This is a genomic window from Saccharothrix algeriensis (assembly GCF_016907655.1).
GTDB classification, from domain to species: Bacteria; Actinomycetota; Actinomycetes; order Mycobacteriales; family Pseudonocardiaceae; genus Actinosynnema; species Actinosynnema algeriense.
Window position 1 is genome coordinate 3,809,770 of record NZ_JAFBCL010000001.1, and the last position, 22,816, is coordinate 3,832,585.

Genomic DNA, 22,816 nt, shown 5'->3' on the forward strand with positions numbered 1-22,816 from the left:
TGTTCGGGGCCCCTCAGTCACGCCAGGCGTTCGTTCCGGCCGCGCGAGCGGGCCGACCGCGACGACGGCCGACGAGGAGGCTGGATGTCCGACCACGCGTCGGCCACGGCGTCGAGCGCGCCGACCCGGTCCACGAACCGCGCGTTCAGCGTGTTCGCGGTCCTGCTCCTCGCCGCGGGCGCGCTGTCCGCGTTCGCCGTCGGCTCCTGGCTGCCGGACGAGGACGACGGCAACCTGCTGTGGACCGGGCCGCTGCTGGTCGTCGGGTTCCTGCTCGCCGAGCAGCTCGCCATCAACGTCGACGTGCGCAGCGGGGTGGCCTGGACGATCTCGTTCACCGAGATCCCGCTCGTGCTCGGCCTGCTGATCGCCCCGTTCGAGGTGGTGCTCGCCGCGCACGTGGTCGCGGGCGTCGGCACGCTGCTCGGCAGGCGGGTGCTGGACCGGGCCGTCTACAACGCGGGCCTGATGTTCATGGAGATCTCGGTCGCCTTCGCGGTCGCCCACGCCGTCGACCGGTTCGTCGGCGACAGCGGGCCGTTCTGGGCGGGCGCGTTCCTCGGCACCATCTCGGTGCCGCTGCTGGCCAGCGTGCTCGGCCTGACCGCGCTGCGGCTGATGGGCAAGGGCATGCGGGTCGCCCCGAGCCTGCGGCTGGTGCTCCAGACGCTGGTCGTGGCGCTGCTGAACACCTCCGCCGGCCTCGCGGGCTACGAGATCGCGACCAAGGCGCCGTGGGGCGGGCTGCTGATCGCGCTGGTGTTCGCCGGCATCACCGCCATCTACCTGGCGTACTCCGGCCTGCTGCGCGAGCAGCGCGACCTGGAGGCGCTCGGCGAGGTCTCGCTGCGCGTGGCCCGCTCCGGCCGGCACGCCACCGGCCCGCGCGGCCCGTCCCCGGAGGACGGCGACGGGCAGGCCGAGGACGACGAGTGGCAGCTCATCGCCGAGCGCATCCGCGAGCAGCTCAACGCCAACCGCGTGGTGCTGCGGCTGCGCACCGACCCGCAGTCCCCGATGCGCACGCTCGTCGCCGGCGAGCCGCTGCCGCACGGGATGCGCCGCGACGACCCGCGCCAGCTGCGCGAGGACGCGCTGCTGCAGCTGCCCGGCACGCAGGTGCGCTACTTCCGCGTCGTCGACGCCGGTGAAGAGGTCTCCGACGCCCTGGCCCGCCGCGGCGCGCAGGAGGCGCTGGTGGTGCCGCTGCGCGGCGCGACCCAGCTGCTCGGCGCGGTCGAGGTGCACGACCGGCTCAGCCGGTGGCGCGGCTTCGGCAAGGCCGACCTGCAGCTGCTGCGCACCCTGGCCAGCCACCTGTCGACCGCCGTGGACAACCGCCGGCTGCTGGCCCGGCTGCGCCACGACGCCTACCACGACCCGCTGACCGGCCTGCTCAACCGGCCGGGCTTCCGGGAGGTCGCGAGCGAGCCCATGCGGCAGGCCGGCACGGCGGTCGTCGTGCGGATCGACCTCGACGTGCTGTCCACCGTGTCCGACGCGCTCGGCCAGGCTTGGGGCAACCGGATGGTCGTCGCCGCGGGCCGCCGGCTGCGCGACGAGCTGGGCCCCGAGGTGCCGCTGGCCCGGCTGGAGGGCGGCGCGTTCGCCGCGCTGCTGCTGGACCGGCAGGCCGAGCGCATCCAGGAGATCGCCGAGCGCCTGCGCGCCGCGCTGTCCGTGCCCTACCCGGTGGACCGGCTGACCGTCGAGGCGGGCGCGGTGGCGGGCTGGGCGTCCACCGCGGACTGCGAGATCGAGGAGCCCGACCCGGACGCGCTGCTCCAGCGGGCCGACGTGGCGGTGCGGGCGACCAGCGAGGGCGAGCCGCTGCGGGCCTACGCGCCCAGCATGGGCCAGATCTTCCTGCGCCGGTTCCAGCTGGTCACCCAGTTCCGCTCGGCGCTGGAGACCGGCCAGGTGTCGGTGCACTACCAGCCGAAGGTCGCGCTGCCCAGCCGGCAGGTGGTCGGCGCCGAGGCCCTGGTGCGGTGGAAGCACCCTGAGTTCGGCCGCGTCGACCCGGACGAGTTCGTGCCCGCCGTCGAGGCCACCGGCCTGGTCGACGTGCTGACCGACTTCGTGATGGACAAGGCGCTGGAGCGCGTGCGGCGCTGGATCGACCGCGGGCTGCGGATGTCCATCGCGGTGAACCTGTCGGTGCGGACGCTGGCCGACGAGGAGTTCCCCGACCGGGTGGCGGCGGCCCTGGCGCGGCACCGGGTGCCGCCGGAGCTGCTGACGTTCGAGCTGACCGAGTCCGGCGTGATGGCCGACCCGGAGCGGGCGCTGCCCGTGCTGCGGCGGCTGCACACCATGGGCGTCGTGCTCGCCGTGGACGACTTCGGCACCGGCTACTCGTCGCTGGCCTACCTGCGGCAGCTGCCGGTGGACGAGGTGAAGATCGACAAGAGCTTCGTGCTCGGCATGGGCACCGACCTCGGCGACATGGCCGTGGTCCGCTCCATCGTCGAGCTGGGCCACTCGCTGAGCCTCACCGTGGTGGCCGAGGGCGTCGAGGACGACGCCGCGCGGGACCAGCTGGTGTCCATGGGCTGCGACGTCGCGCAGGGCTACCTGATCTCCCGGCCGCTGTCCGAGGAGCGCTTCGAGGCGTGGCTGCGGGCGCGAACGGTGCAGGTCAGGGGCGCCCGGGATGAGACGGTGCTCACCTTGGTCCACTGAGGGACCCCCCCGATTTCACAACCGGGGCACCGGTTGTGTAGAGTTCTCCTCGCTCCGCAAGAACGCAAGAGAGCAAGCCCCTTTAGCTCAGTCGGCAGAGCGTCTCCATGGTAAGGAGAAGGTCTACGGTTCGATTCCGTAAAGGGGCTCTACGACTTGGCCGCGGTGCACGAGCATCGCGGCCGTAGTCGTGTAAAGCGGTGTAGCTCAGTTGGTAGAGCAAGCGGCTCATAATCGCTGTGTCGCCGGTTCAAGTCCGGCCACCGCTACGCGAAGGGGAGAGCTGTGCCCGCGGGGAGCGCGGGCCTGGTTCGCTCCGCATCACACCGGGGGCGCAGCCCCCGGGCCCCGCCCAAGGGGGGCCTTGCCCCCCTTGGAACCCCCCTCCGGGGGCACGTCTTCCTGCCGGGAAGGTTTTGCCGGTGGGGGGTGTTGGGGTGGTTGGACCTCCGGGCGCGGCCCGCGTCGGGGGTGGCCCGCCAGGCGGTAAGCCCGCACTGGGGCACCGGGTTCCATGCGCTCTAGAAAGGCAAGGCCGTGGCTGCAACCGACGTACGCCCGAAGATCACCCTCGCGTGCGAGGAGTGCAAGCACCGGAACTACATCACCAGGAAGAACCGGCGCAACGACCCGGACCGCCTGGAGATCAAGAAGTTCTGCCCGAACTGCAAGACGCACCGGCCGCACAAGGAGACCCGCTGAGGTCCCGCCGAGCCGTTCGCACGAGGCCCGTCCCCGGTCCGGGGGCGGGCCTCGTCGCGTAACCTGCTCCGGTGCCCCTCGACCAGTCCTTCGCCGGCCGCGCGTACCCGCCCTCACCGCCCTACGAGGTCGGCCGCGAGAAGATCCGCGAGTTCGCCGACGCGATCGGCGAGGCGAACCCCGTGCACCGCGACCCCGAAGCGGCCCGCGCCGCCGGCTACCGGGACGTCATCGCCCCGCCGACGTTCGCGATCATCGTGTCGCTCAGGGCGAACGACGTCCTGGTGCAGGACCCGGAGCTGGGCCTGGACTACAGCCGCGTGGTGCACGGCGACCAGTCCTTCGTCCACCACCGCCCCATCACGGCGGGCGACCGGCTGGTGGTCGAGCTGCACGTGGACGGCATCACCTCGCGGATGGGCAACGACATGCTCGCCCTGCGGGCCGAGGTCGGCACCGACGAGGGCGAGCGCGTGACCACCGGGCGCTGCACGCTCGTGGTCCGGGGGGAGGACGCGTGATCCGCGCCGCAGACGTGTCCGTGGGCGACGAGCTGCCGCCGCTGACGGTCCGCATCACCCGCGCCGACCTGGTCCGCTACGCCGGCGCCTCCGGCGACTTCAACCCCATCCACTGGAGCGAGCGCTTCGCCACCGGCGTCGGCCTGCCGGGCGTCATCGCGCACGGGATGCTCACCATGGGCCTGGCGGGCCGGATCGTCACGCGGTGGGCGGGCGACCCGGGCGCGGTCGTGGAGTACGGCGTGCGCTTCGGCCGCCCCGTGCTGGTGCCCGACGACGACGAGGGCGCGCTCGTGGAGGTCACCGGGAAGGTGACCAAGGTCCTGGACGACGGGACGTTCAAGGTCAGCGTGACGGCCTCCTTCGAGGGCAAGTCCGTGCTGGGCGGCGCGTCGGCGCGCGTGCGCCTGCCGTAGCGGGCGTCAGAACCCGTTGCACAGCGCGCTGGCCGACGGGCCGGCCGCGGTGGCGGACTTGCGCTCGACGCCGTCCACCCGGATCCGGCAGGCCACCGACCCGCCGCCCGCCCCGATGGTCACCATCAGGACGCCGCCGCTGACCTCGCCGTCGACCAGCAGCTCGTGGCGCCACGGGAACGAGGTCAGCTCCACCCGGCTCGTGCGGCGCTCGTCGAACGTCGAGTACGTGACCGTCGCGCTGCGCGCCTCGCCGGAGACGTCGTACACCACGACGGCCGGCGGGTCGGCCGGTCTGGCCAGCCACACGGCCACCACGAGCGCGCCCAGCACCAGCGCGGCGGAACCGGCGATCACCGGCCACCGCCGCGCGGGCCGGCCCTGGTGCTGCGGCAGCTCCGCCTCCGTCATCGACTGCGCTCCTCGGGTGAATGTCCACTGGTCCGAACAGTTCATCGGAGTATTCCCACCGACGGTTACAGAACTCACCCGTCCGAGCGACGCAGCGCGACAGCGGGCCGCCCGGGCGGCGCGGAGTGCCGCCCGGGTCGCGCCGGGCTCAGTACATGGAGCAGGTCGCCAGGGCGGACGGCCCGGTGGCGGTCGCGGTCTTCTTCTCGACGCCGTCGACGGTGATCCGGCACGTCACGGTGCCGCCCTCGGCGCCGGCCAGCGCGGTCACGGTGCCACCGCTGAGGAAGCCCTTCACGGTCAGCTCCCTGGTCCAGGGCAGCTCCGCCGCCTCCTCCTGGTCGGTCGCGCTGCCGCCGTCGCTGTAGGTCGTGTGGGTGATGGTCGTCCGGGGGGAGTCACCGGTGACCTCGTAGACGACCCGGGACTCCTTGTGCGCCGCGCGCTCCAGGTCGTCCAGGGTCTCCGCGGCCTCGCTCGCGGCCCTGCCGAAGAACACCAGCCACAGCACGCAGACGACCAGCCCGGCGGCCGACAGGACCACGCCGGCGACGGCCAGGCCCTTGTTCGCGGCCCGGCCGCGACGGGCGCGCGCGACGCCCAGGGCGCCGAGGACGAGGCCGAGGACGACCAGCGGCCACGCCACCAGGCCGATCACCGGGAGGAAGCTGAACAGCAGGCCCAGGAGGCCGAGCACGAAGCCGGCGACGCCGAGCCCGTTGCGCGGTGGCGGCGGCGCGGCGTGCTGGGGACGGGTCACGGGCGGCTGGGGTAAGGCCATGTGGTCTCCTCGGGGGGTGCGGCTCGGCGAGCCGGGTGACCGGACCATCGAGCGGCGCCGCCCACCGGTTACCGGTCGTCACCGGACTGTGTCCGAACCACGGCCCCGGAACGCCGGAAGGCGCCCACGAGGGGCGCCTTCCGCGGTTCCGCCTCCCGGCCCTCACCCCGCCGGGGAGGGCCCGGACCTCACAGCTCGACCTCGCCCAGCAGCTCCGCCATGCGCGTGACGCCGGTCTTCAGGTCGTCGTCGCCCAGTGCGTAGGACAGCCGCAGGTAGCCCGGCGTGCCGAAGGCTTCGCCCGGCACGACCGCGACCTCGGCGTGCTCCAGGATCAGCGCGGCCAGCTGCACGGTGTCGGTGATCGTCGTGCCGCGCAGCGACTTGCCGATCAGCGCCTTCACCGACGGGTACACGTAGAACGCGCCCTTGGGCGTCGGGCACTGCACGCCGGGGATGCCCGAGAGCAGGTCCACGATCGCGCGCCGGCGGCGGTCGAACGCCTCCCGCATCGCGTGCGCGGCGTCCAGCGGGCCGGACACGGCCTCCAGCGCCGCGCGCTGGGACACGTTGGCCACGTTCGAGGTCAGGTGCGACTGCAGGTTGGCGGCGGCCTTCACGACGTCGGTCGGGCCGATCAGCCAGCCCACCCGCCAGCCGGTCATCGCGTAGGTCTTGGCCACGCCGTTGAGCACGACCGTGCGGTCGGCCATCGCCGGCACCACGACCGGCAGCGAGGCCGACTCGGCGCCGTCGTAGACCAGGTGCTCGTAGATCTCGTCGGTGACGACCCACAGGCCGTGCTCCAGGGCCCACTCGCCGATCGCGGCGACCTGCTCGCGGGAGTACACCGCGCCGGTCGGGTTGGACGGCGAGCACAGCAGCAGGACCTTGGTCCGCGGGGTCCGGGCCGCCTCCAGCTGCGCCACGGTGACCAGGTAGTCGGCCGACTCGTCCGCCGTGACCTGCACCGGGACGCCGCCGGCGAGGGTGATGGCCTCGGGGTAGGTGGTCCAGTACGGCGCGGGCAGCAGCACCTCGTCGCCGGGGTCGAGCAGCGTCGCGAACGCCTGGTAGACCGCCTGCTTGCCGCCGTTGGTGATCAGCACCTGCGCGGCGGTCACGGCGTACCCGGAGTCGCGCAGCGTCTTCGCGGCTACGGCTTCCCGCAGCTCGGGCAGGCCGGCGGCGGGGGTGTAGCGGTGGTTGCGCGGCTCGGCGCACGCGGCCTGAGCAGCGGCGACGATGGCGTCCGGGGTGGGGAAGTCGGGTTCGCCCGCACCGAAGCCGATCACCGGCCGCCCGGCCGCCTTCAGCGCCTTCGCCTTCGCGTCCACCGCGAGGGTGGCGGACTCGGCGATGTCGCCGATCCGCTTCGAGACGCGGGGACGGTCGGAGGTGGCGGTGGCGGGGGTCGTCTCAGGTGAGGCCATGGCCCCAATCGTGGCAGATCGCACAACCGGGATCGGTGTCGGCACCCCCTCTGACCGGGCCAGTTGGAAGGACGGGCACTCCGTGCCGTATGCTTCGTTTCCGGGAACGTCCCGCCGCTGCCTCACGGGCCACGTGAGGAGGGTGCCAGACGTCCTCAGCCAGGGGTCCCCCACCGCGGGGGTCCCAAAGGGGTGTAGCTCAACTGGCAGAGCAGCGGTCTCCAAAACCGCAGGTTGCAGGTTCAAGTCCTGTCGCCCCTGCGTCGAAGCGCGATGGTGAGCGGAGGACGGCATGAGCGAGGGCCGCGAGCAGGACCAGCCGGACGAGCGCGAGAGCGCGACCCGGCCGGTCACCGCCGCTGCACGCCGCGAGCGCCGCGGTTCCGCGCGCCCGGCGGGTCGCAAGGACTCCGCCGCACGTCCCGCCGAGGTGAAGAAGTCGGCCGAGGCCGACTCCGACGCCGCGGAGGGCAAGAAGGGTCGTCCCACGCGCGCCAGGGGCGACCAGGAGAAGCGGCCGGGCATCTTCGCCCGGATCGCCCGCTACATCCGTGAGGTGGTCAGCGAGCTGCGGAAGGTCATCTGGCCGACCCGCAAGCAGATGATCACCTACACCTCGGTCGTGTTGGTCTTCGTGGCCTTCATGGTGGCCTTGGTGTTCGGCCTGGATTCGGCCTTCGCCTGGGGCGTGTTCAAGGTGTTCGCCTAGAGTCGAACACCCGCCGCCGCCCCCGGGCGCGGCCGGAGCACGTGATGCATGAGAGGAAGCGAGACCCACAGTGACCTCCGACAACGGCGTTGACGCCCAGGAGCTGACCGACCTGACCGACGGGCAGGACCTCGACGGTGGCGCCGAGGACGTCGAGCAGGACGAGGCGACGGAGGACACCGCGGAGCCCGCCACCGCCGTCGAGCCCGGCGAGGGCGCCGAGGGCGACGACACCGCCGAGGCCGAGGTCGCGGTCGACGAGACCCCGATCGACGCCGAGCCCGCCGACCCGGCCGCCGAGATGCGCGAGGCCCTCCGGCACGCGCCCGGCGACTGGTACGTCGTGCACTCGTACGCGGGCTACGAGAACAAGGTCAAGACCAACCTCGAGACGCGCATCCAGACGCTCGACATGGAGGACTACATCTTCCAGGTCGAGGTGCCGACCGAGGAAGTCACCGAGATCAAGAACGGCCAGCGCAAGCAGGTGCAGCGCAAGGTGCTGCCCGGCTACATCCTGGTCCGCATGGAGCTGAACGACGCCTCGTGGAGCGCGGTGCGCAACACGCCGGGCGTGACCGGTTTCGTCGGCGCGACGTCGAAGCCGTCGCCGCTGACCCTCGACGAGGTGCTGAAGTTCCTGCTGCCCCAGGTCGAGCGGGAGAAGCCCGCCGCGGGCAAGAAGGCCGCCGCGGCGCCGGCGAAGACGACGGTCGAGGTCGACTTCGAGGTCGGCGAGTCGGTCACCGTCATGGACGGCCCGTTCGCCACGCTGCCCGCGACGATCAGCGAGGTCAACGCGGACGGCCAGAAGCTGAAGGTCCTGGTGTCGATCTTCGGCCGCGAGACTCCGGTCGAGCTGTCGTTCAGCCAGGTCTCCAAGATCTGATCGGTCTCCCCCGGGGAGGCCGGCAGCCACGCTGCGGCTGGCAGGGCCGCGCGCGGACACCGCAATAACAGGAAGCACTGAGATGCCACCCAAGAAGAAGAAGCTCGCAGCGATCATCAAGCTGCAGATCAAGGCCGGGGCCGCGAACCCCGCGCCGCCCGTCGGCCCCGCGCTGGGTCAGCACGGCGTCAACATCATGGAGTTCTGCAAGGCGTACAACGCCGCGACCGAGTCGCAGCGCGGCACCGTGGTGCCCGTCGAGATCTCCGTGTACGAGGACCGCTCGTTCGACTTCAAGCTCAAGACGCCGCCGGCGGCGAAGCTGCTGCTCAAGGCCGCGGGCGTGGAGAAGGGCTCCGGCGAGCCGCACCGCACCAAGGTCGCCAAGGTGACCATGGACCAGGTGCGCGAGATCGCGCAGACCAAGATGGTCGACCTCAACGCCAACGACGTGGACCAGGCCGCGAGGATCATCGCCGGCACCGCCCGCTCCATGGGCATCACGGTCGAAGGCTGATTTCCCGAACTCGTGGGAGAGCCGAGCGCTGGCTCGTCACCACAACTGTTGGTTAAGGACAGAAGATGAAGCGCAGCAAGGCATACCAGAACGCTGCCGAGCTGGTGGACCGGGAGCGGCTGTACTCGCCGCTGGAGGCCGCCAAGCTCGCCAAGGAGACGTCCAAGGTCAAGCTGGACGCGACCGTCGAGGTCGCCATCCGGCTCGGCGTCGACCCCCGCAAGGCCGACCAGATGGTCCGCGGCACCGTGAACCTGCCGCACGGTACGGGCAAGACCGCCCGCGTGATCGTCTTCGCGACCGGTGACAAGGCCGCCGAGGCCGAGGCCGCCGGCGCGGACGCGGTCGGCTCCGAGGACCTGATCGAGCGCATCCAGGGTGGCTGGCTCGACTTCGACGCCGCGATCGCCACGCCCGACCAGATGGCGAAGGTCGGCCGCATCGCCCGCATCCTCGGTCCGCGCGGCCTGATGCCGAACCCGAAGACCGGCACCGTGACGCCCGACGTCACCAAGGCCGTCTCGGACATCAAGGGCGGTAAGATCAACTTCCGCGTCGACAAGCAGGCCAACCTGCACCTCGTCATCGGCAAGGTGTCGTTCGACCCGGAGAAGCTGGTCGAGAACTACGCCGCCGCGCTGGACGAGATCCTGCGGGCCAAGCCGTCGGCCGCGAAGGGCCGGTACCTGAAGAAGGTCACCGTCTCCACGACGATGGGCCCCGGCATCCCGGTCGACCCGAACCGGACCCGCAACCTGCTCAGCGACGAAGCCGCGGTCTGACCGCGGGCGCGAGCCGATCGACTGCTGACAGGGCCCCCGGCGTTCGCGCCGGGGGCCCTTCGCCGTCGGCGCGCTCAGCCGGCCGGGCAGTCCGAGGGCTCCGCCCGGTAGCCGGTGATCACCCAGGTCCGGTTGTCCTGCATGGTCAGCACGAAGCGGCCGAGGCGGGGGCCGCCGGTGACCTGGAGCGCGCAGGAGCTGACCTCCACGGAGCCGCCGTTCGGCACGGCCCGCATGTCGGGCGGGAAGCCGGGTTGGCGGTACTCCGCGCTGTTGGTGACCTGGCCCGAGAGCTGGTGGACGGCCGACTCGCAGTCCTTCGCCCCGAAGGCCCGCGCGAAGGCTTCCTCGGCCTCGTCCTCGCTGAACAGCAGGCACGCGCGGCCGGCGTCGTCGTTGATGACGTGCTTGTAGAACAGCGCGACCGTGCCCTGGAGCCCGTACGGGGTCTGCGGCGCGATCACGTTGCCCTTGTCGCCGCCGCTGTCCACGGCCACGTCGCCCGGGTCGTCGCCGCCGAAGTACTTCTCGTAGAAGTGCGACACGACGAGCAGGACGACGACGAGGTAGACCAGGCGGCGGAAGAGCTTGCTGCCCAGCAGGACCTTCCACAGCGGCTTGCGGGCGGGCGCGGCCGGCGGCGGCGGAGCGGCGGGCGGCGGCGCGGCGGAGGGGGCGGAGGGACCCGGCGGCAGCGCCGCGGTGGGCGGACCCGGCGGCAGCGCCCCGCCACCGGCCTGCCGGAAGCGCTGGAACTCCTGGAACCGCTGGAACTCCTGGAACTGCCGGAGCTGTTCCGGGTCGATGTCCGGGGGCGGCGGCGGGTTCCTCGGTGGCTCTTCGGTCACGGGACACATCATGCCGATTTGGAGCCGCCGGGACACGTCCCGTACTCTGGTCGGCGGTTCCACCGAAGACCGCTGGTCTTCCCGCGCCCCCAAGGCGCGGGGACGAAGGGTTCGCACCGCGAACGGCCCGCGCAGGAGGACGAGGTCTGTGGGCGCGCGAGCGCCCGTCCGCCCCGTGCTGCTGCTGCGCCGGGGCGTTTTTCGTGCCCTCCCTCCGCGCCGGCCGGTGGTCATCCCACAGCCCAGAGAGGAGGCGATCATGGCGAAGCCCAGCAAGGTTTCGGCCGTCGCCGAGCTGACGGACAAGTTCCGCGGTAGCTCGGCCGCTGTCGTGACCGAGTACCGCGGCCTCTCCATGGCGCAGCTCACCACGCTGCGTCGCGCTCTCGGCGCGGGCACCACGTACACCGTCGCGAAGAACACGCTCGTCAAGCTGGCCGCCCAGGACGCCGGGGTCGAGGGTCTGGAAGACCTGCTCGTCGGCCCGACCGCCATCGCCTTCGTCGAAGGCGAGCCGGTCGACGCGGCCAAGGCGCTGCGCGACTTCGCGAAGGACAACAAGGCCCTGGTCATCAAGGGCGGCTTCATGGACGGCCGCCCCCTCTCGGTCGACGAGGTCACCCGCATCGCGGACCTCGAGAGCCGCGAGGTGCTGCTCGCCAAGCTGGCGGGCGCGATGAAGGGCAACCTGGCCAAGGCCGCGGGTCTGTTCAACGCCCCGGCTTCCCAGGTCGCCCGCCTGGCCGCTGCCCTGCAGGAGAAGAAGGCGGCGGACGCTCCCGCCGCCGAGGCCGAGGCCCCCGCCGAGGCCGACGCTCCCGCCGAGAGCTGACCACCCGACACACTCCCGCGTCCCGACCGCAGTTCGGGCGTTGACAGAAAGGACCGCCGATCATGGCGAAGCTCAGCACCGACGAGCTGCTCGACGCGTTCAAGGAGATGACCCTCCTCGAGCTGGCGGGTTTCGTGAAGCAGTTCGAGGAGACCTTCGAGGTCACCGCCGCGGCGCCGGTCGCCGTGGCCGCCGCTCCCGCCGGTGGTGGCGCGGCCGCCCCCGCCGAGGAGGAGAAGGACGAGTTCACCGTCGTCCTCGAGGGCGCCGGCGACAAGAAGATCCAGGTCATCAAGGTCGTCCGCGAGGTCGTCTCGGGCCTGGGCCTGAAGGAGGCCAAGGAGCTGGTCGAGTCCGCTCCGAAGCCGCTGCTGGAGAACGTCGCGAAGGACGTCGCCGACGCCGCCAAGGAGAAGCTGGAAGCGGCCGGCGCCAAGATCTCGCTCAAGTGAGCTAGCTCTTCACGCACGCGAGAGGGCGGGCACCCCACGGGGGTGCCCGCCCTCTTGCGCGTGACGCCCCTGGGGTGCCCTTCCGGCGCGGAACCGGTCGTGCCCGGCCCCGCGCGCACGCTGTGCCGCACGACGTGCAGGGGGCGTTCAACGGCCTCGCGACCGCGGTCGGTCGGATCGGCGCCGGGCAGCCTCCGGGAGCTGCCGGAGACCTTCCGGGGCTCGGCCGGGTTCGCGAGGTGCGACCGGCCCCGTTCCGGGGTACCCGGGTGCCGGCGATCGGCGAGCGGGGGAGGGCGCCCGGGCGCGCGCCTGCCCGGGTGCGGGCGGGACCCGCCCGTCCGGGGGCGGACCGCCCGGTCCCGGACAGGTCCGGCGGCCTGCGGACAACCGGGCTGGCAGTGATTTAGGTCACATTTTTGGCGCTGTGACGGAGGGGAACCGGTGGGCCGACCCTTCGGGAGCGAACACCCGCGATCAGTTCACGTCGGCCCCACAACTGTGTAATTTCGCAGGTCAACGCGGTAACGGCGAGTGAACTCGGCTTGCGCCACAGGGGTGATCGCCGCGTGGCATCTTGACTGTGGGCGTCGGCGGGGTCACTCTGTCGGTGACGACGAGAAAGGTCCTCTTAGGTGCCTCTCGACAGTTGGCATGCGCGTGGCTAGACTGCCCCTTTGCGCTGCCCTCTTTCCGTTTGCCCTTCGCCGAGAGCTGGATTGCCGGGCATCGCCGCACCCTTGACAGCCGTGCTAGTGCGCTGCTAGCCAGCTACCTGTCCCTGGAAGGACGCATCTTGGCGATCTCTCGCGCGACCAAGGCCACTGCTGCGACCAACTCCACGTCGGGGATTCCCGGAGCGCCGAAGCGAGTCTCTTTCGCGAAGATCCACGAGCCGCTTCAGACGCCCAACCTGCTCGATCTGCAAATCCAGTCCTTCGAGTGGCTCACCGGTGACGAGGCGTGGTTCCAGCGCCGCGTCGACGAGGGCGACGAGGCGCCGACGGGCGGCCTCGAAGAGGTCTTGAACGAGATCTCGCCGATCGAGGACTTCTCCGGCTCGATGTCGCTGTCCTTCTCCGACCCGCGCTTCGACGAGGTCAAAGCCTCGACCGAGGAGTGCAAGGACAAGGACATGACGTACGCGGCCCCGCTGTTCGTCACGGCGGAGTTCACCAACCACACCACCGGCGAGATCAAGAGCCAGACGGTGTTCATGGGTGACTTCCCGATGATGACCGACAAGGGCACGTTCATCATCAACGGCACCGAGCGGGTCGTGGTCTCCCAGCTCGTCCGCTCGCCGGGTGTCTACTACGACACGGCGATCGACAAGACGACCGACAAGGACGTCTTCAGCGTCAAGATCATCCCGTCCCGGGGTGCCTGGCTGGAGTTCGACGTCGACAAGCGCGACACCGTCGGCGTCCGCATCGACCGCAAGCGCCGCCAGCCGGTGACGGTGCTGCTGAAGGCGCTGGGCTGGACCACCGAGCAGATCCGCGAGCGGTTCTCGTTCTCCGAGACGCTGCTGACGACGCTGGAGAAGGACCACACCGCGGGTACCGACGAGGCGCTGCTCGACATCTACCGCAAGCTGCGTCCGGGCGAGCCGCCGACGAAGGAGTCGGCGCAGGCGCTGCTGGAGAACCTGTTCTTCAAGGACAAGCGCTACGACCTGGCCAAGGTCGGCCGCTACAAGGTCAACAAGAAGCTGGGCCTGGACATCCCGATCACCACGGGCGTGCTGACCGAGGACGACATCGTCACGACGATCGAGTACCTGGTCCGCCTGCACGCCGGTGAGACGACGATGCAGCCGGGCGAGACCGAGGTGCCGGTCGAGGTCGACGACATCGACCACTTCGGCAACCGCCGCCTGCGCACCGTCGGCGAGCTGATCCAGAACCAGATCCGGGTCGGCCTGTCGCGCATGGAGCGCGTCGTGCGCGAGCGCATGACCACCCAGGACGTCGAGGCGATCACGCCGCAGACCCTGATCAACATCCGCCCGGTCGTGGCGGCGATCAAGGAGTTCTTCGGCACGTCCCAGCTCTCCCAGTTCATGGACCAGACCAACCCCCTCGCGGGCCTGACCCACAAGCGCCGCCTGTCGGCGCTGGGCCCCGGCGGCCTGTCCCGCGAGCGGGCCGGCATGGAGGTCCGCGACGTCCACCCGTCGCACTACGGCCGCATGTGCCCGATCGAGACGCCGGAAGGCCCGAACATCGGCCTGATCGGCTCGCTGTCGAGCTACGGGCGGGTCAACCCGTTCGGCTTCATCGAGACGCCGTACCGCAAGGTCGTCGACGGCCGGGTCACCGACCAGATCGACTACCTGACCGCGGACGAGGAGGACCGCTACGTCAAGGCCCAGGCGAACGCCCGGATCGACGACGAGGGCAACTTCCTGGAGGACCGCGTCCTGGTCCGCAAGAAGGGCGGCGAGGTCGAGCAGATCGACCCGCGCGACGTCGACTACATGGACGTCTCGCCGCGGCAGATGGTGTCCGCCGCGACCGCGATGATCCCGTTCCTGGAGCACGACGACGCCAACCGCGCGCTGATGGGCGCGAACATGCAGCGCCAGGCGGTGCCGCTGCTGCGCAGCGAGTCCCCGCTGGTCGGCACGGGCATGGAGCTGCGCGCCGCGGTCGACGCGGGCGACGTCGTGGTGGCCAAGAAGACCGGCGTGGTGGAGGAGATCTCCGCCGACTACGTCACGGTCATGGCCGACGACGGCTCGCGGCAGACCTACGGCCTGCACAAGTTCCGCCGGTCCAACCAGGGCACCTGCATCAACCAGAAGCCCATCGTGAACGAGGGCGACCGGGTGCAGCACGGCCAGGTGCTGGCCGACGGCCCGTGCACCGAGAACGGCGAGATGGCGCTGGGCAAGAACCTGCTCGTCGCGATCATGCCGTGGGAGGGCCACAACTACGAGGACGCGATCATCCTGTCGCAGCGCCTCGTGCAGGACGACGTCCTGACCTCGATCCACATCGAGGAGCACGAGATCGACGCGCGGGACACCAAGCTGGGCGCCGAGGAGATCACCCGGGACATCCCGAACGTCTCCGAGGAGGTCCTGGCCGACCTCGACGAGCGGGGCATCATCCGCATCGGCGCCGAGGTCCAGCCGGGCGACATCCTGGTCGGCAAGGTCACGCCCAAGGGCGAGACGGAGCTGACCCCGGAGGAGCGCCTGCTGCGCGCGATCTTCGGCGAGAAGGCCCGCGAGGTGCGCGACACGTCGCTGAAGGTGCCGCACGGCGAGTACGGCAAGGTCATCGGCATCCGCGTGTTCAGCCGCGAGGACGACGACGAGCTGCCCCCCGGCGTGAACGAGCTGGTCCGCGTCTACGTGGCCCAGAAGCGCAAGATCCAGGACGGCGACAAGCTCGCCGGCCGCCACGGCAACAAGGGCGTCATCGGCAAGATCCTCCCCGTCGAGGACATGCCGTTCCTGGAGGACGGCACCCCGGTGGACATCGTGCTGAACACGCACGGCGTGCCGCGCCGGATGAACATCGGCCAGGTGCTGGAGACCCACCTCGGGTGGATCGCCAAGCAGGGCTGGAGCATCAACGGCGACCCGGACTGGGCCAAGAACCTGCCCGCCGACCTGTACGAGGTGGAGCCCGGCACGAAGACCGCCACCCCGGTCTTCGACGGCGCGCGCGAGGACGAGATCACGGGCCTGCTCGGCTCGACGGTCCCGAACCGCGACGGCGAGCGGATGGTCAAGGAGAACGGCAAGGCGCGCCTGTTCGACGGGCGCAGCGGCGAGCCGTACCCGTTCCCCGTGTCGGTCGGCTACATGTACATCCTGAAGCTGCTGCACCTGGTGGACGACAAGATCCACGCCCGGTCCACCGGCCCGTACTCGATGATCACGCAGCAGCCGCTGGGTGGCAAGGCGCAGTTCGGTGGTCAGCGCTTCGGTGAGATGGAGTGCTGGGCGATGCAGGCTTACGGCGCGGCGTACACGCTGCAGGAGCTGCTGACCATCAAGTCCGACGACGTGCTCGGCCGGGTGAAGGTCTACGAGGCCATCGTCAAGGGCGAGAACATCCCGGAGCCCGGCATCCCGGAGTCCTTCAAGGTGCTGCTCAAGGAGCTCCAGTCGCTGTGCCTCAACGTCGAGGTGCTGTCCTCGGACGGCGCCGCGATCGAGATGCGCGACGGCGACGACGAAGACCTGGAGCGCGCGGCCGCGAACCTCGGCATCAACCTGTCGAGGACCGAGTCGCCGTCCGTGGACGACGTCGTCAACTAGTCCCCGCCGGTCACGGGGAGGCGCCCGCGGGCGCCTCCCCCGCCGGCGCCACCAGCTCCTTCAGCTCCGCCCCGCGCAGGGCAACCGATCCAAAAGGGGAAGAGAGTAGACGTGCTCGACGTCAACTTCTTCGATGAGCTCCGCATCGGTCTCGCGACCGCGGACGACATCCGCCAGTGGTCCTTCGGCGAGGTCAAGAAGCCCGAGACCATCAACTACCGCACGCTCAAGCCGGAGAAGGACGGCTTGTTCTGCGAGAAGATCTTCGGTCCCACCCGGGACTGGGAGTGCTACTGCGGCAAGTACAAGCGCGTCCGCTTCAAGGGCATCATCTGCGAGCGCTGCGGCGTCGAGGTGACCCGCGCCAAGGTGCGCCGCGAGCGGATGGGCCACATCGAACTGGCCGCGCCCGTCACGCACATCTGGTACTTCAAGGGCGTCCCCAGCCGCCTGGGCTACCTGCTCGACCTGGCGCCCAAGGATCTCGAGAAGATCATCTACTTCGCGGCCTACGTGATCGTGGGCGTGAACGCCGAGCTGCGCCACAACGACCTGCCGACGCTCGAGAACGAGATGCAGGTCGAGCGCAAGCGCGTGGAGAACAAGCGCGACGCCGACGTGGAGGCGCGCGCCCAGAAGCTGGAAGCCGACCTGGCCGAGCTGGAGGCGGAGGGCGCCAAGTCCGACGTCCGCCGCAAGGTCAAGGAGGGCGGCGAGCGCGAGATGCGCCAGCTCCGCGACCGCGCCCAGCGCGAGCTGGACCGGCTCGACGAGATCTGGTCGACCTTCACCAAGCTGGAGCGCGCCCAGCTGATCGCGGACGAGCTGCTCTACCGCGAGCTGTACGACCGCTACGGCGACTACTTCACCGGCGCCATGGGCGCCGAGGCCATCCAGAAGCTGCTGGGCGACTACGACGTGGACGCCGAGGCCGAGGTGCTGCGGGAGACCATCCGCAGCGGCAAGGGCCAGAAGAAGCTGCGCGCCCTCAAGCGGCTCAAGGTCGTGGCCGCCTTCCAGGCGACCCGCAACAACCCGCAGGGCATGGTCCTGGACTGCGTCCCGGTCATCCCGCCGGACCTGCGCCCGATGGTGCAGCTCGACGGTGGCCGCTTCGCGACCTCGGACCTCAACGACCTGTACCGCCGGGTCATCAACCGGAACAACCGCCTCAAGCGGCTGATCGACCTCGGCGCGCCCGAGATCATCGTCAACAACGAGAAGCGGATGCTCCAGGAGGCCGTCGACGCGCTGTTCGACAACGGCCGCCGCGGTCGCCCGGTGACCGGGCCGGGCAACCGGCCGCTCAAGTCGCTGTCCGACCTGCTCAAGGGCAAGCAGGGCCGGTTCCGGCAGAACCTGCTCGGCAAGCGCGTCGACTACTCGGGCCGCTCGGTCATCGTGGTCGGCCCGCAGCTCAAGCTGCACCAGTGCGGCCTGCCCAAGCAGATGGCGCTGGAGCTGTTCAAGCCGTTCGTCATGAAGCGGCTGGTCGACCTCAACCACGCGCAGAACATCAAGTCGGCCAAGCGCATGGTCGAGCGCGCCCGCCCGGCCGTGTGGGACGTGCTGGAAGAGGTCATCACCGAGCACCCGGTGCTGCTCAACCGCGCGCCCACGCTGCACCGCCTCGGCATCCAGGCTTTCGAGCCGCAGCTGGTGGAGGGCAAGGCCATCCAGCTGCACCCGCTGGTCTGCGAGGCGTTCAACGCGGACTTCGACGGTGACCAGATGGCGGTGCACCTGCCGCTGTCGGCCGAGGCGCAGGCCGAGGCGCGCGTGCTGATGCTGTCGTCGAACAACATCCTCTCGCCCGCGTCGGGCAAGCCGCTGGCCATGCCCCGCCTGGACATGGTGACCGGCCTGTACCACCTGACCCGGCACAAGGAGGGCGACATCGGTGAGGGCCTGGCGTACTCGTCGCCCGCCGAGGCGCTGATGGCGTTCGACCGCAAGGTCGTGGGCCTGCAGGCGATGGTGAAGATCCGGATCACGGACAAGAACCCGCCGAAGGGCCAGGAGCCGGAGGGCTGGGAGCCCGGTCAGCCGTGGCTGGCCGAGACCACCCTGGGCCGCGTGCTGTTCAACGAGGTCCTGCCGCAGGACTACCCGTTCCTCAACGAGGTCATGCCCAAGAAGCGGCAGGCCACGGTCATCAACGACCTCGCCGAGCGGTACCCGATGGTCACCGTCGCCCGGACGCTGGACAAGCTGAAGGACGCCGGCTTCTACTGGGCCACCCGGTCGGGCGTCACGGTCGCGATCTCCGACGTGCTCGTGCCGGAGGCCAAGCAGGGCATCCTGGACGAGCACGAGAAGCTCGCCGACGCGGTGGAGAAGCGCTACCAGCGCGGTCAGCTCTCCTACACCGAGCGCAACAACGAGCTGGTCAAGGTGTGGACCAAGGCGACCGAAGAGGTGGCCGAGGTCATGGAGGCCAACTTCCCCGAGGACAACTCGATCCGCATGATCGTGAAGTCCGGGGCGGCGGGCAACATGACCCAGGTCCGCTCGCTGGCCGGCATGCGCGGCCTGGTGACGAACCCGAAGGGCGAGTACATCCCGCGGCCGATCAAGAACTCGTTCCGCGAGGGCCTGTCGGTGCTGGAGTACTTCATCGCCACGCACGGCGCCCGCAAGGGCCTGGCCGACACCGCGCTGCGCACCGCCGACTCGGGCTACCTGACCCGTCGCCTGGTGGACGTCTCGCAGGACGTCATCATCCGCGAGATCGACTGCGGCACCACGCGCGGCGTGAACATGACGGTCGGCGAGAAGCTGGGCGACAAGGTGGGCCTGCACGAGTTCGCGCAGACCTCCGTGTACGCGCGGACCATCGCCGAGGACATCACCGACGCGGCCGGCAACGTGGTGCTCAACCGCGGCGACGACCTGGGCGACCCGGCGCTGGCGACGCTCGTCGAGGCGGGCGTCACGCGCGTCAAGGTCCGCTCGGTGCTGACCTGCGAGTCCGCGGTCGGCGTGTGCGCGTCCTGCTACGGCCGCTCGATGGCGACCGGCAAGCTGGTCGACGTCGGCGAGGCGGTCGGCATCGTGGCCGCCCAGTCGATCGGTGAGCCCGGCACGCAGCTGACCATGCGCACCTTCCACCAGGGTGGTGTCGCCGGTGACGACATCACGACGGGTCTGCCCCGCGTGCAGGAGCTGTTCGAGGCCCGCGTGCCCAAGGGCAAGGCGCCCATCGCGGACGTCGACGGCCGGGTGCGCATCGAGGACGGCGACCGCTTCTGGAAGATCACCCTCATCCCGGACGACGGGTCCGAGGAGATCGTCTTCGAGAAGCTGTCGAAGCGCCAGCGGCTGGCCAACACCGCCACCGGCCCGCTCCAGGACGGCGACCACGTGCACGTCGGCCAGCAGCTGCTGGAGGGCACGCCCGACCCGCACGAGGTGCTGCGCGTCATGGGTCCGCGCGAGGCCCAGCTGCACCTGGTCCAGGAGGTCCAGAAGGTCTACCGGGCCCAGGGCGTGGCGATCCACGACAAGCACATCGAGGTCATCGTCCGGCAGATGCTGCGCCGGGTGACGATCATCGACTCGGGCGCCACCGAGTTCCTGCCGGGCTCGCTGGTCGAGCGCGCGGAGTTCGAGTCGGGCAACCGCGCCGTGGTCGCCGAGGGCGGCGAGCCGGCGGCGGGCCGCCCGGTGCTGATGGGCATCACGAAGGCGTCGCTGGCCACCGACTCGTGGCTGTCGGCGGCGTCGTTCCAGGAGACGACGAGGGTCCTGACCGACGCGGCCATCAACGGCCGCTCGGACAAGCTCATCGGCCTCAAGGAGAACGTGATCATCGGTAAGCTGATCCCGGCCGGCACCGGCATCAACCGGTACCGGAACATCCAGGTCCAGCCGACCGAGGAGGCGCGGGCCGCGGCCTACGCCATCCCGTCCTACGACGACGGCTACTACACGCCGGACGTCTTCGGCACGGGCACCGGCGCCGCGGTGCCGCTGGACGACTACGACTTCGGCCGCGACTACCGCTGACCGGACCGCAGTCCCCGCACGACCCGAACGGCCCCCGGAGCCTCCCGCTCCGGGGGCCGTTCGGCGTTCCCGTGCCCGTGCGGGGTGCGAAAAGGCCCCCGGAGAGCGCTCCAGGGGCCTTTGAAGACGGTGATGTCCGCGCTCAGCCCGCGTCTCCGGCGCGAGGTGACCCGATCGCCCGGGGCGGCGACAGGGCCGTGCGCGCCGCCGCCGGCTCAGGACCGGTCGCCGCGCAGGTTCGCCGGGAAGTGCTCGGCGGCGAGCACCAGGAACTCCAGCTGGGCGAGCACGCCGGGCGCGGACTGCTCGCCCAGCGGCGCGCTGAGCCGCCCCGGCCGCACGTCGAGCACCGTCAGCCCGCGCTCCAGCAGCCACCGGTCGAAGCCGCTCTCCCGCAGGGCGCGCCCGACGTCCTCCGCGGCCTCGACGGCCACCTCGCCGTCGCGGCGCGACAGCCGGGCCGGGGGCAGGCGGGTCTCCAGCGGCACGCTGAGCACGCCGGTGGTCCGCAGGTCGAACTCGCCGGAGCCGCCCTCGTGCACCCGCTCGACGGTGCTCTCCAGCTCGAACGGCACGCCGCGGTGCTCACCGGTCAGCCGGTAGCCGTCCATCGACACCGAGTGCCGCCAGCCGTGGCGCCGGGCCAGGTCCCGCAGGGCGTGGACCCAGAACGCCTCCTCCCGCCCCATCGGCGTGGAGCGCCGCAGCCGGTCGTTCAACCACCCGCTGAGCACCGGCAGGCCCCCGGCCAGGGCCACCCAGTGCCACGGCAGTTCCAGCAGGACGCCGACCGCCACCACGACGACGACCCAGAGCGCGACCCTCGTGATCTTCCGCACGCCTCCAGCCTGCCGGCGATCGGTCAGGGGTCGGCGGGATTCGGCGGGGGCGCGGCCTCGGTCGCGGCGGACATGGCGGCCCCCCGGGGCCACCACCGGTCACCGGTGGTGGCAATCCGGGTCCCGGCGGACCCGCCGCGTGGCGGGTCCGCCGGGACGCGGGTCACGACGAGAAGAACAGGCCACCCAGGCCGCGGTGCTTGCGGTGCCCGTAGTGGCCGCCGCCGTAGCCCCAGCCCGGCTGCGGAGCGGGCTGGACGTAGTGCACCTGGGCCGGCGCCGGCGCGACGGGCGGCGGCGGGGGCGGCGGAGCCATCTGCTGCTCCAGCCGGGTGATGGCCTCCAGCTCGCCGTAGTCGAGGAAGACCCCGCGGCAGCCATCGCACTGCTCGATGTGCACGCCCATGCGGTCGAAGGTGCGCATGTTCGCATGACACTTGGGACACTGCATCGTGTGAGCCTCCTGCTCTTGACGCGATGTGCCCGATATTAGCCGCGCCGAATGCGCCCGTGGGCCGACACGATCCGCGCGCACGCGTCGAGCAGCGCCTCCCGGGCGTCGTCGAGGGCGGTCCCGTCACGCTCCGCGGCGCAGAGGGCACGCGCCGCCATCTGCACCACCAGCGCCCGCGCCGGCACCTCCAGCACCGACCACGGGTCGGCCGCCGGCACCCCGGGCCCGCCCGCGCCGAGGTACCCGTCGAGCAGGCGCCCCCAGGCCACCGGGTCCAGCACGCCGGCCAGGTGCAGCGCCGCGGGCCGCGCCAGGTCCCACGCCGGGTCGCCCGCGCCGAGGTCGTCCACGTCGATCATCCGGTAGCCGCCGCCGTGCCGCACGAGCTGACCCAGGTGCCAGTCGCCGTGGATGACCGCCGCGCCGCCGACCGGCAGGTCCGGCAGCGTCGCGAACGCCCGGCGCACGAGGTGGGCGGCGGGCGTGTCGAGGGTCAGCGCCCGCACCGCGCGCACCATCCGCGGGACGGCGCCCGCCGGCGGCACGGGCGGGGCGAAGTCGGCCGCGGTGAACCGGTGCAGCGCCGCCAGCGCCCGCCCGGCGGCCTCCATCGGCAGGTCCTCGGGCTCGGCCTGCGGCACCGGCACGCCGACCGGCCACGCCGTGACGACCCGCCCGCGCACGACGGCGGGCCCGAACCGGGGCGGCAGCAGCAGTTCACCCAGACGTGGGTCGCCGGCCAACCGCAGCCGGGCCGCGAGCGCCACCGGGTCCGTGCCGCCCTCGTGCGCCTTGAGCACCACGTCGCCCACGCGCACCACCAGCACGTCCCCGCGCACGGCGAGCACCTCGGGCTCCGCGTCCGCCGCCACCAGCGCGGCCATGCCCGCCGCGAGATCGGAATCCACCCCGCCAGTGTGGTTCACCCGGGCGGGGCCGCGGTCCGCGCCCGGGTGAACCGGCGGGTCCGGTCGGCGTCCTTATACTGGGCGGACCGCATACTGGACGGACCGCGGACAACGCCGGCCGGCGGCGCCGGGCCCCGCGGGCGCGCTGTCGCGGCGGCTCCCCGCCGGGCGCGTCGGTGCTGGTGGAGCAGGCCCTCCGGGCCGGTCGCGGGCGCCCGGACGGGCGCGGGCGCACCCCGTCGCCGACCGCGGCGGACCCGTTTTGACCAGTGGGAACCGGCCGGGGTATCTTTGGTACTCGTGCCCGACCCATGTCGGGCCGCTCCGCGTGCCTACGCGCCAGTGGTGCT

Annotated in this window: 19 protein-coding genes and 3 tRNA genes; 15 read left to right on the forward strand and 7 right to left on the reverse strand. The window is 71.4% G+C overall.

The annotated features are described in order from the left end of the window. The first annotated feature begins 84 nt into the window (after positions 1 to 84). The 6 genes from JOE68_RS17485 to JOE68_RS17510 all read left to right on the forward strand — a co-directional run bounded on the left by JOE68_RS17485 (position 85) and on the right by JOE68_RS17510 (position 4,324). Positions 85 to 2,685 carry a putative bifunctional diguanylate cyclase/phosphodiesterase gene (locus JOE68_RS17485; protein ID WP_204843402.1) on the forward strand — a complete coding sequence of 867 codons (2,601 nt, stop codon included), beginning with the start codon at positions 85 to 87 and terminating at the stop codon, positions 2,683 to 2,685. A 76-nt stretch (positions 2,686 to 2,761) separates the two neighbouring features. Then, positions 2,762 to 2,834 (forward strand) — tRNA-Thr (locus tag JOE68_RS17490). A 47-nt stretch (positions 2,835 to 2,881) separates the two neighbouring features. Continuing rightward, positions 2,882 to 2,954 (forward strand) — tRNA-Met (locus JOE68_RS17495). A gap of 268 nt (positions 2,955 to 3,222) precedes the next feature. Continuing rightward, the gene (gene rpmG / locus JOE68_RS17500; protein WP_121224826.1) at positions 3,223 to 3,387 is read left to right on the forward strand and encodes a 50S ribosomal protein L33; all 165 of its coding nucleotides are present in this window, start codon (positions 3,223 to 3,225) and stop codon (positions 3,385 to 3,387) included. Positions 3,388 to 3,458: 71 nt separating this feature from the next. Next, a complete protein-coding gene (locus JOE68_RS17505) occupies positions 3,459 to 3,908 on the forward strand; it encodes a MaoC family dehydratase N-terminal domain-containing protein (RefSeq protein ID WP_204843403.1) in 450 nt (149 codons plus the stop codon). Continuing rightward, complete coding sequence (locus tag JOE68_RS17510) at positions 3,905 to 4,324, forward strand: MaoC family dehydratase (protein WP_204843404.1); 420 nt, start codon at positions 3,905 to 3,907, stop codon at positions 4,322 to 4,324. The genes JOE68_RS17505 and JOE68_RS17510 overlap by 4 nt, the downstream gene beginning before the upstream one ends. Before the next feature lie 6 nt (positions 4,325 to 4,330). Here the strand turns inward: JOE68_RS17510 and JOE68_RS17515 are convergent, their stop codons facing one another. The 3 genes from JOE68_RS17515 to JOE68_RS17525 form a co-directional block, all read right to left on the reverse strand. After that, positions 4,331 to 4,735, reverse strand: coding sequence for an MmpS family transport accessory protein (locus JOE68_RS17515; protein WP_204843405.1), 405 nt, complete (start codon positions 4,733 to 4,735; stop codon positions 4,331 to 4,333). 148 nt (positions 4,736 to 4,883) lie between these two features. Next, the gene (locus tag JOE68_RS17520; protein ID WP_307819722.1) at positions 4,884 to 5,495 is read right to left on the reverse strand and encodes an MmpS family transport accessory protein; all 612 of its coding nucleotides are present in this window, start codon (positions 5,493 to 5,495) and stop codon (positions 4,884 to 4,886) included. A 209-nt stretch (positions 5,496 to 5,704) separates the two neighbouring features. Beyond that, entirely contained in the window at positions 5,705 to 6,949 is a 1,245-nt protein-coding gene (locus tag JOE68_RS17525) for a pyridoxal phosphate-dependent aminotransferase (protein ID WP_204843407.1), read from the reverse strand. A 188-nt stretch (positions 6,950 to 7,137) separates the two neighbouring features. Between JOE68_RS17525 and JOE68_RS17530 the strand changes: the two genes are divergently transcribed. The 5 genes from JOE68_RS17530 (at position 7,138) to rplA (ending at position 9,846) form a co-directional block, all read left to right on the forward strand. Further along, positions 7,138 to 7,210: transfer RNA gene (locus JOE68_RS17530), tRNA-Trp, on the forward strand. Positions 7,211 to 7,241: 31 nt separating this feature from the next. Next, positions 7,242 to 7,658, forward strand: coding sequence for a preprotein translocase subunit SecE (secE, locus tag JOE68_RS17535; protein ID WP_204843408.1), 417 nt, complete (start codon positions 7,242 to 7,244; stop codon positions 7,656 to 7,658). A gap of 70 nt (positions 7,659 to 7,728) precedes the next feature. Next, positions 7,729 to 8,547, forward strand: a complete 819-nt coding sequence (nusG, locus tag JOE68_RS17540) for a transcription termination/antitermination protein NusG (protein WP_204843409.1) — start codon at positions 7,729 to 7,731, stop codon at positions 8,545 to 8,547. A gap of 82 nt (positions 8,548 to 8,629) precedes the next feature. Next, a complete protein-coding gene (rplK, locus tag JOE68_RS17545) occupies positions 8,630 to 9,064 on the forward strand; it encodes a 50S ribosomal protein L11 (protein WP_204843410.1) in 435 nt (144 codons plus the stop codon). 65 nt (positions 9,065 to 9,129) lie between these two features. Then, positions 9,130 to 9,846 carry a 50S ribosomal protein L1 gene (rplA, locus tag JOE68_RS17550; protein ID WP_204843411.1) on the forward strand — a complete coding sequence of 239 codons (717 nt, stop codon included), beginning with the start codon at positions 9,130 to 9,132 and terminating at the stop codon, positions 9,844 to 9,846. 74 nt (positions 9,847 to 9,920) lie between these two features. Here rplA and JOE68_RS17555 read toward each other — a convergent pair whose 3' ends face one another. After that, complete coding sequence (locus JOE68_RS17555; protein WP_204843412.1) at positions 9,921 to 10,694, reverse strand: hypothetical protein; 774 nt, start codon at positions 10,692 to 10,694, stop codon at positions 9,921 to 9,923. A 259-nt stretch (positions 10,695 to 10,953) separates the two neighbouring features. Between JOE68_RS17555 and rplJ the strand changes: the two genes are divergently transcribed. The 4 genes from rplJ to JOE68_RS17575 all read left to right on the forward strand — a co-directional run bounded on the left by rplJ (position 10,954) and on the right by JOE68_RS17575 (position 20,265). After that, the gene (gene rplJ, locus JOE68_RS17560) at positions 10,954 to 11,526 is read left to right on the forward strand and encodes a 50S ribosomal protein L10 (protein WP_204843413.1); all 573 of its coding nucleotides are present in this window, start codon (positions 10,954 to 10,956) and stop codon (positions 11,524 to 11,526) included. A 62-nt stretch (positions 11,527 to 11,588) separates the two neighbouring features. Further along, on the forward strand, positions 11,589 to 11,978 hold the full coding sequence (gene rplL, locus JOE68_RS17565) for a 50S ribosomal protein L7/L12 (RefSeq protein ID WP_204843414.1): 390 nt from the start codon (positions 11,589 to 11,591) through the stop codon (positions 11,976 to 11,978). A 796-nt stretch (positions 11,979 to 12,774) separates the two neighbouring features. Then, positions 12,775 to 16,257: a DNA-directed RNA polymerase subunit beta gene (gene rpoB, locus JOE68_RS17570; protein ID WP_204843415.1), complete on the forward strand. Its 3,483-nt coding sequence runs from the start codon at positions 12,775 to 12,777 to the stop codon at positions 16,255 to 16,257. A 111-nt stretch (positions 16,258 to 16,368) separates the two neighbouring features. Continuing rightward, entirely contained in the window at positions 16,369 to 20,265 is a 3,897-nt protein-coding gene (locus tag JOE68_RS17575; RefSeq protein WP_204843416.1) for a DNA-directed RNA polymerase subunit beta', read from the forward strand. Positions 20,266 to 20,480: 215 nt separating this feature from the next. Here the strand turns inward: JOE68_RS17575 and JOE68_RS17580 are convergent, their stop codons facing one another. From JOE68_RS17580 to JOE68_RS17590, 3 genes are all read right to left on the reverse strand, one after another. After that, positions 20,481 to 21,104 (reverse strand): hypothetical protein, encoded by a 624-nt coding sequence (locus JOE68_RS17580; RefSeq protein WP_204843417.1) that lies wholly within the window; start codon positions 21,102 to 21,104, stop codon positions 20,481 to 20,483. Between the two features lie 163 nt (positions 21,105 to 21,267). After that, positions 21,268 to 21,555, reverse strand: coding sequence for a TFIIB-type zinc ribbon-containing protein (locus JOE68_RS17585; RefSeq protein WP_204843418.1), 288 nt, complete (start codon positions 21,553 to 21,555; stop codon positions 21,268 to 21,270). Between the two features lie 38 nt (positions 21,556 to 21,593). Next, on the reverse strand, positions 21,594 to 22,466 hold the full coding sequence (locus JOE68_RS17590; protein ID WP_204843419.1) for a phosphotransferase family protein: 873 nt from the start codon (positions 22,464 to 22,466) through the stop codon (positions 21,594 to 21,596). Positions 22,467 to 22,816 lie beyond the last annotated feature (350 nt).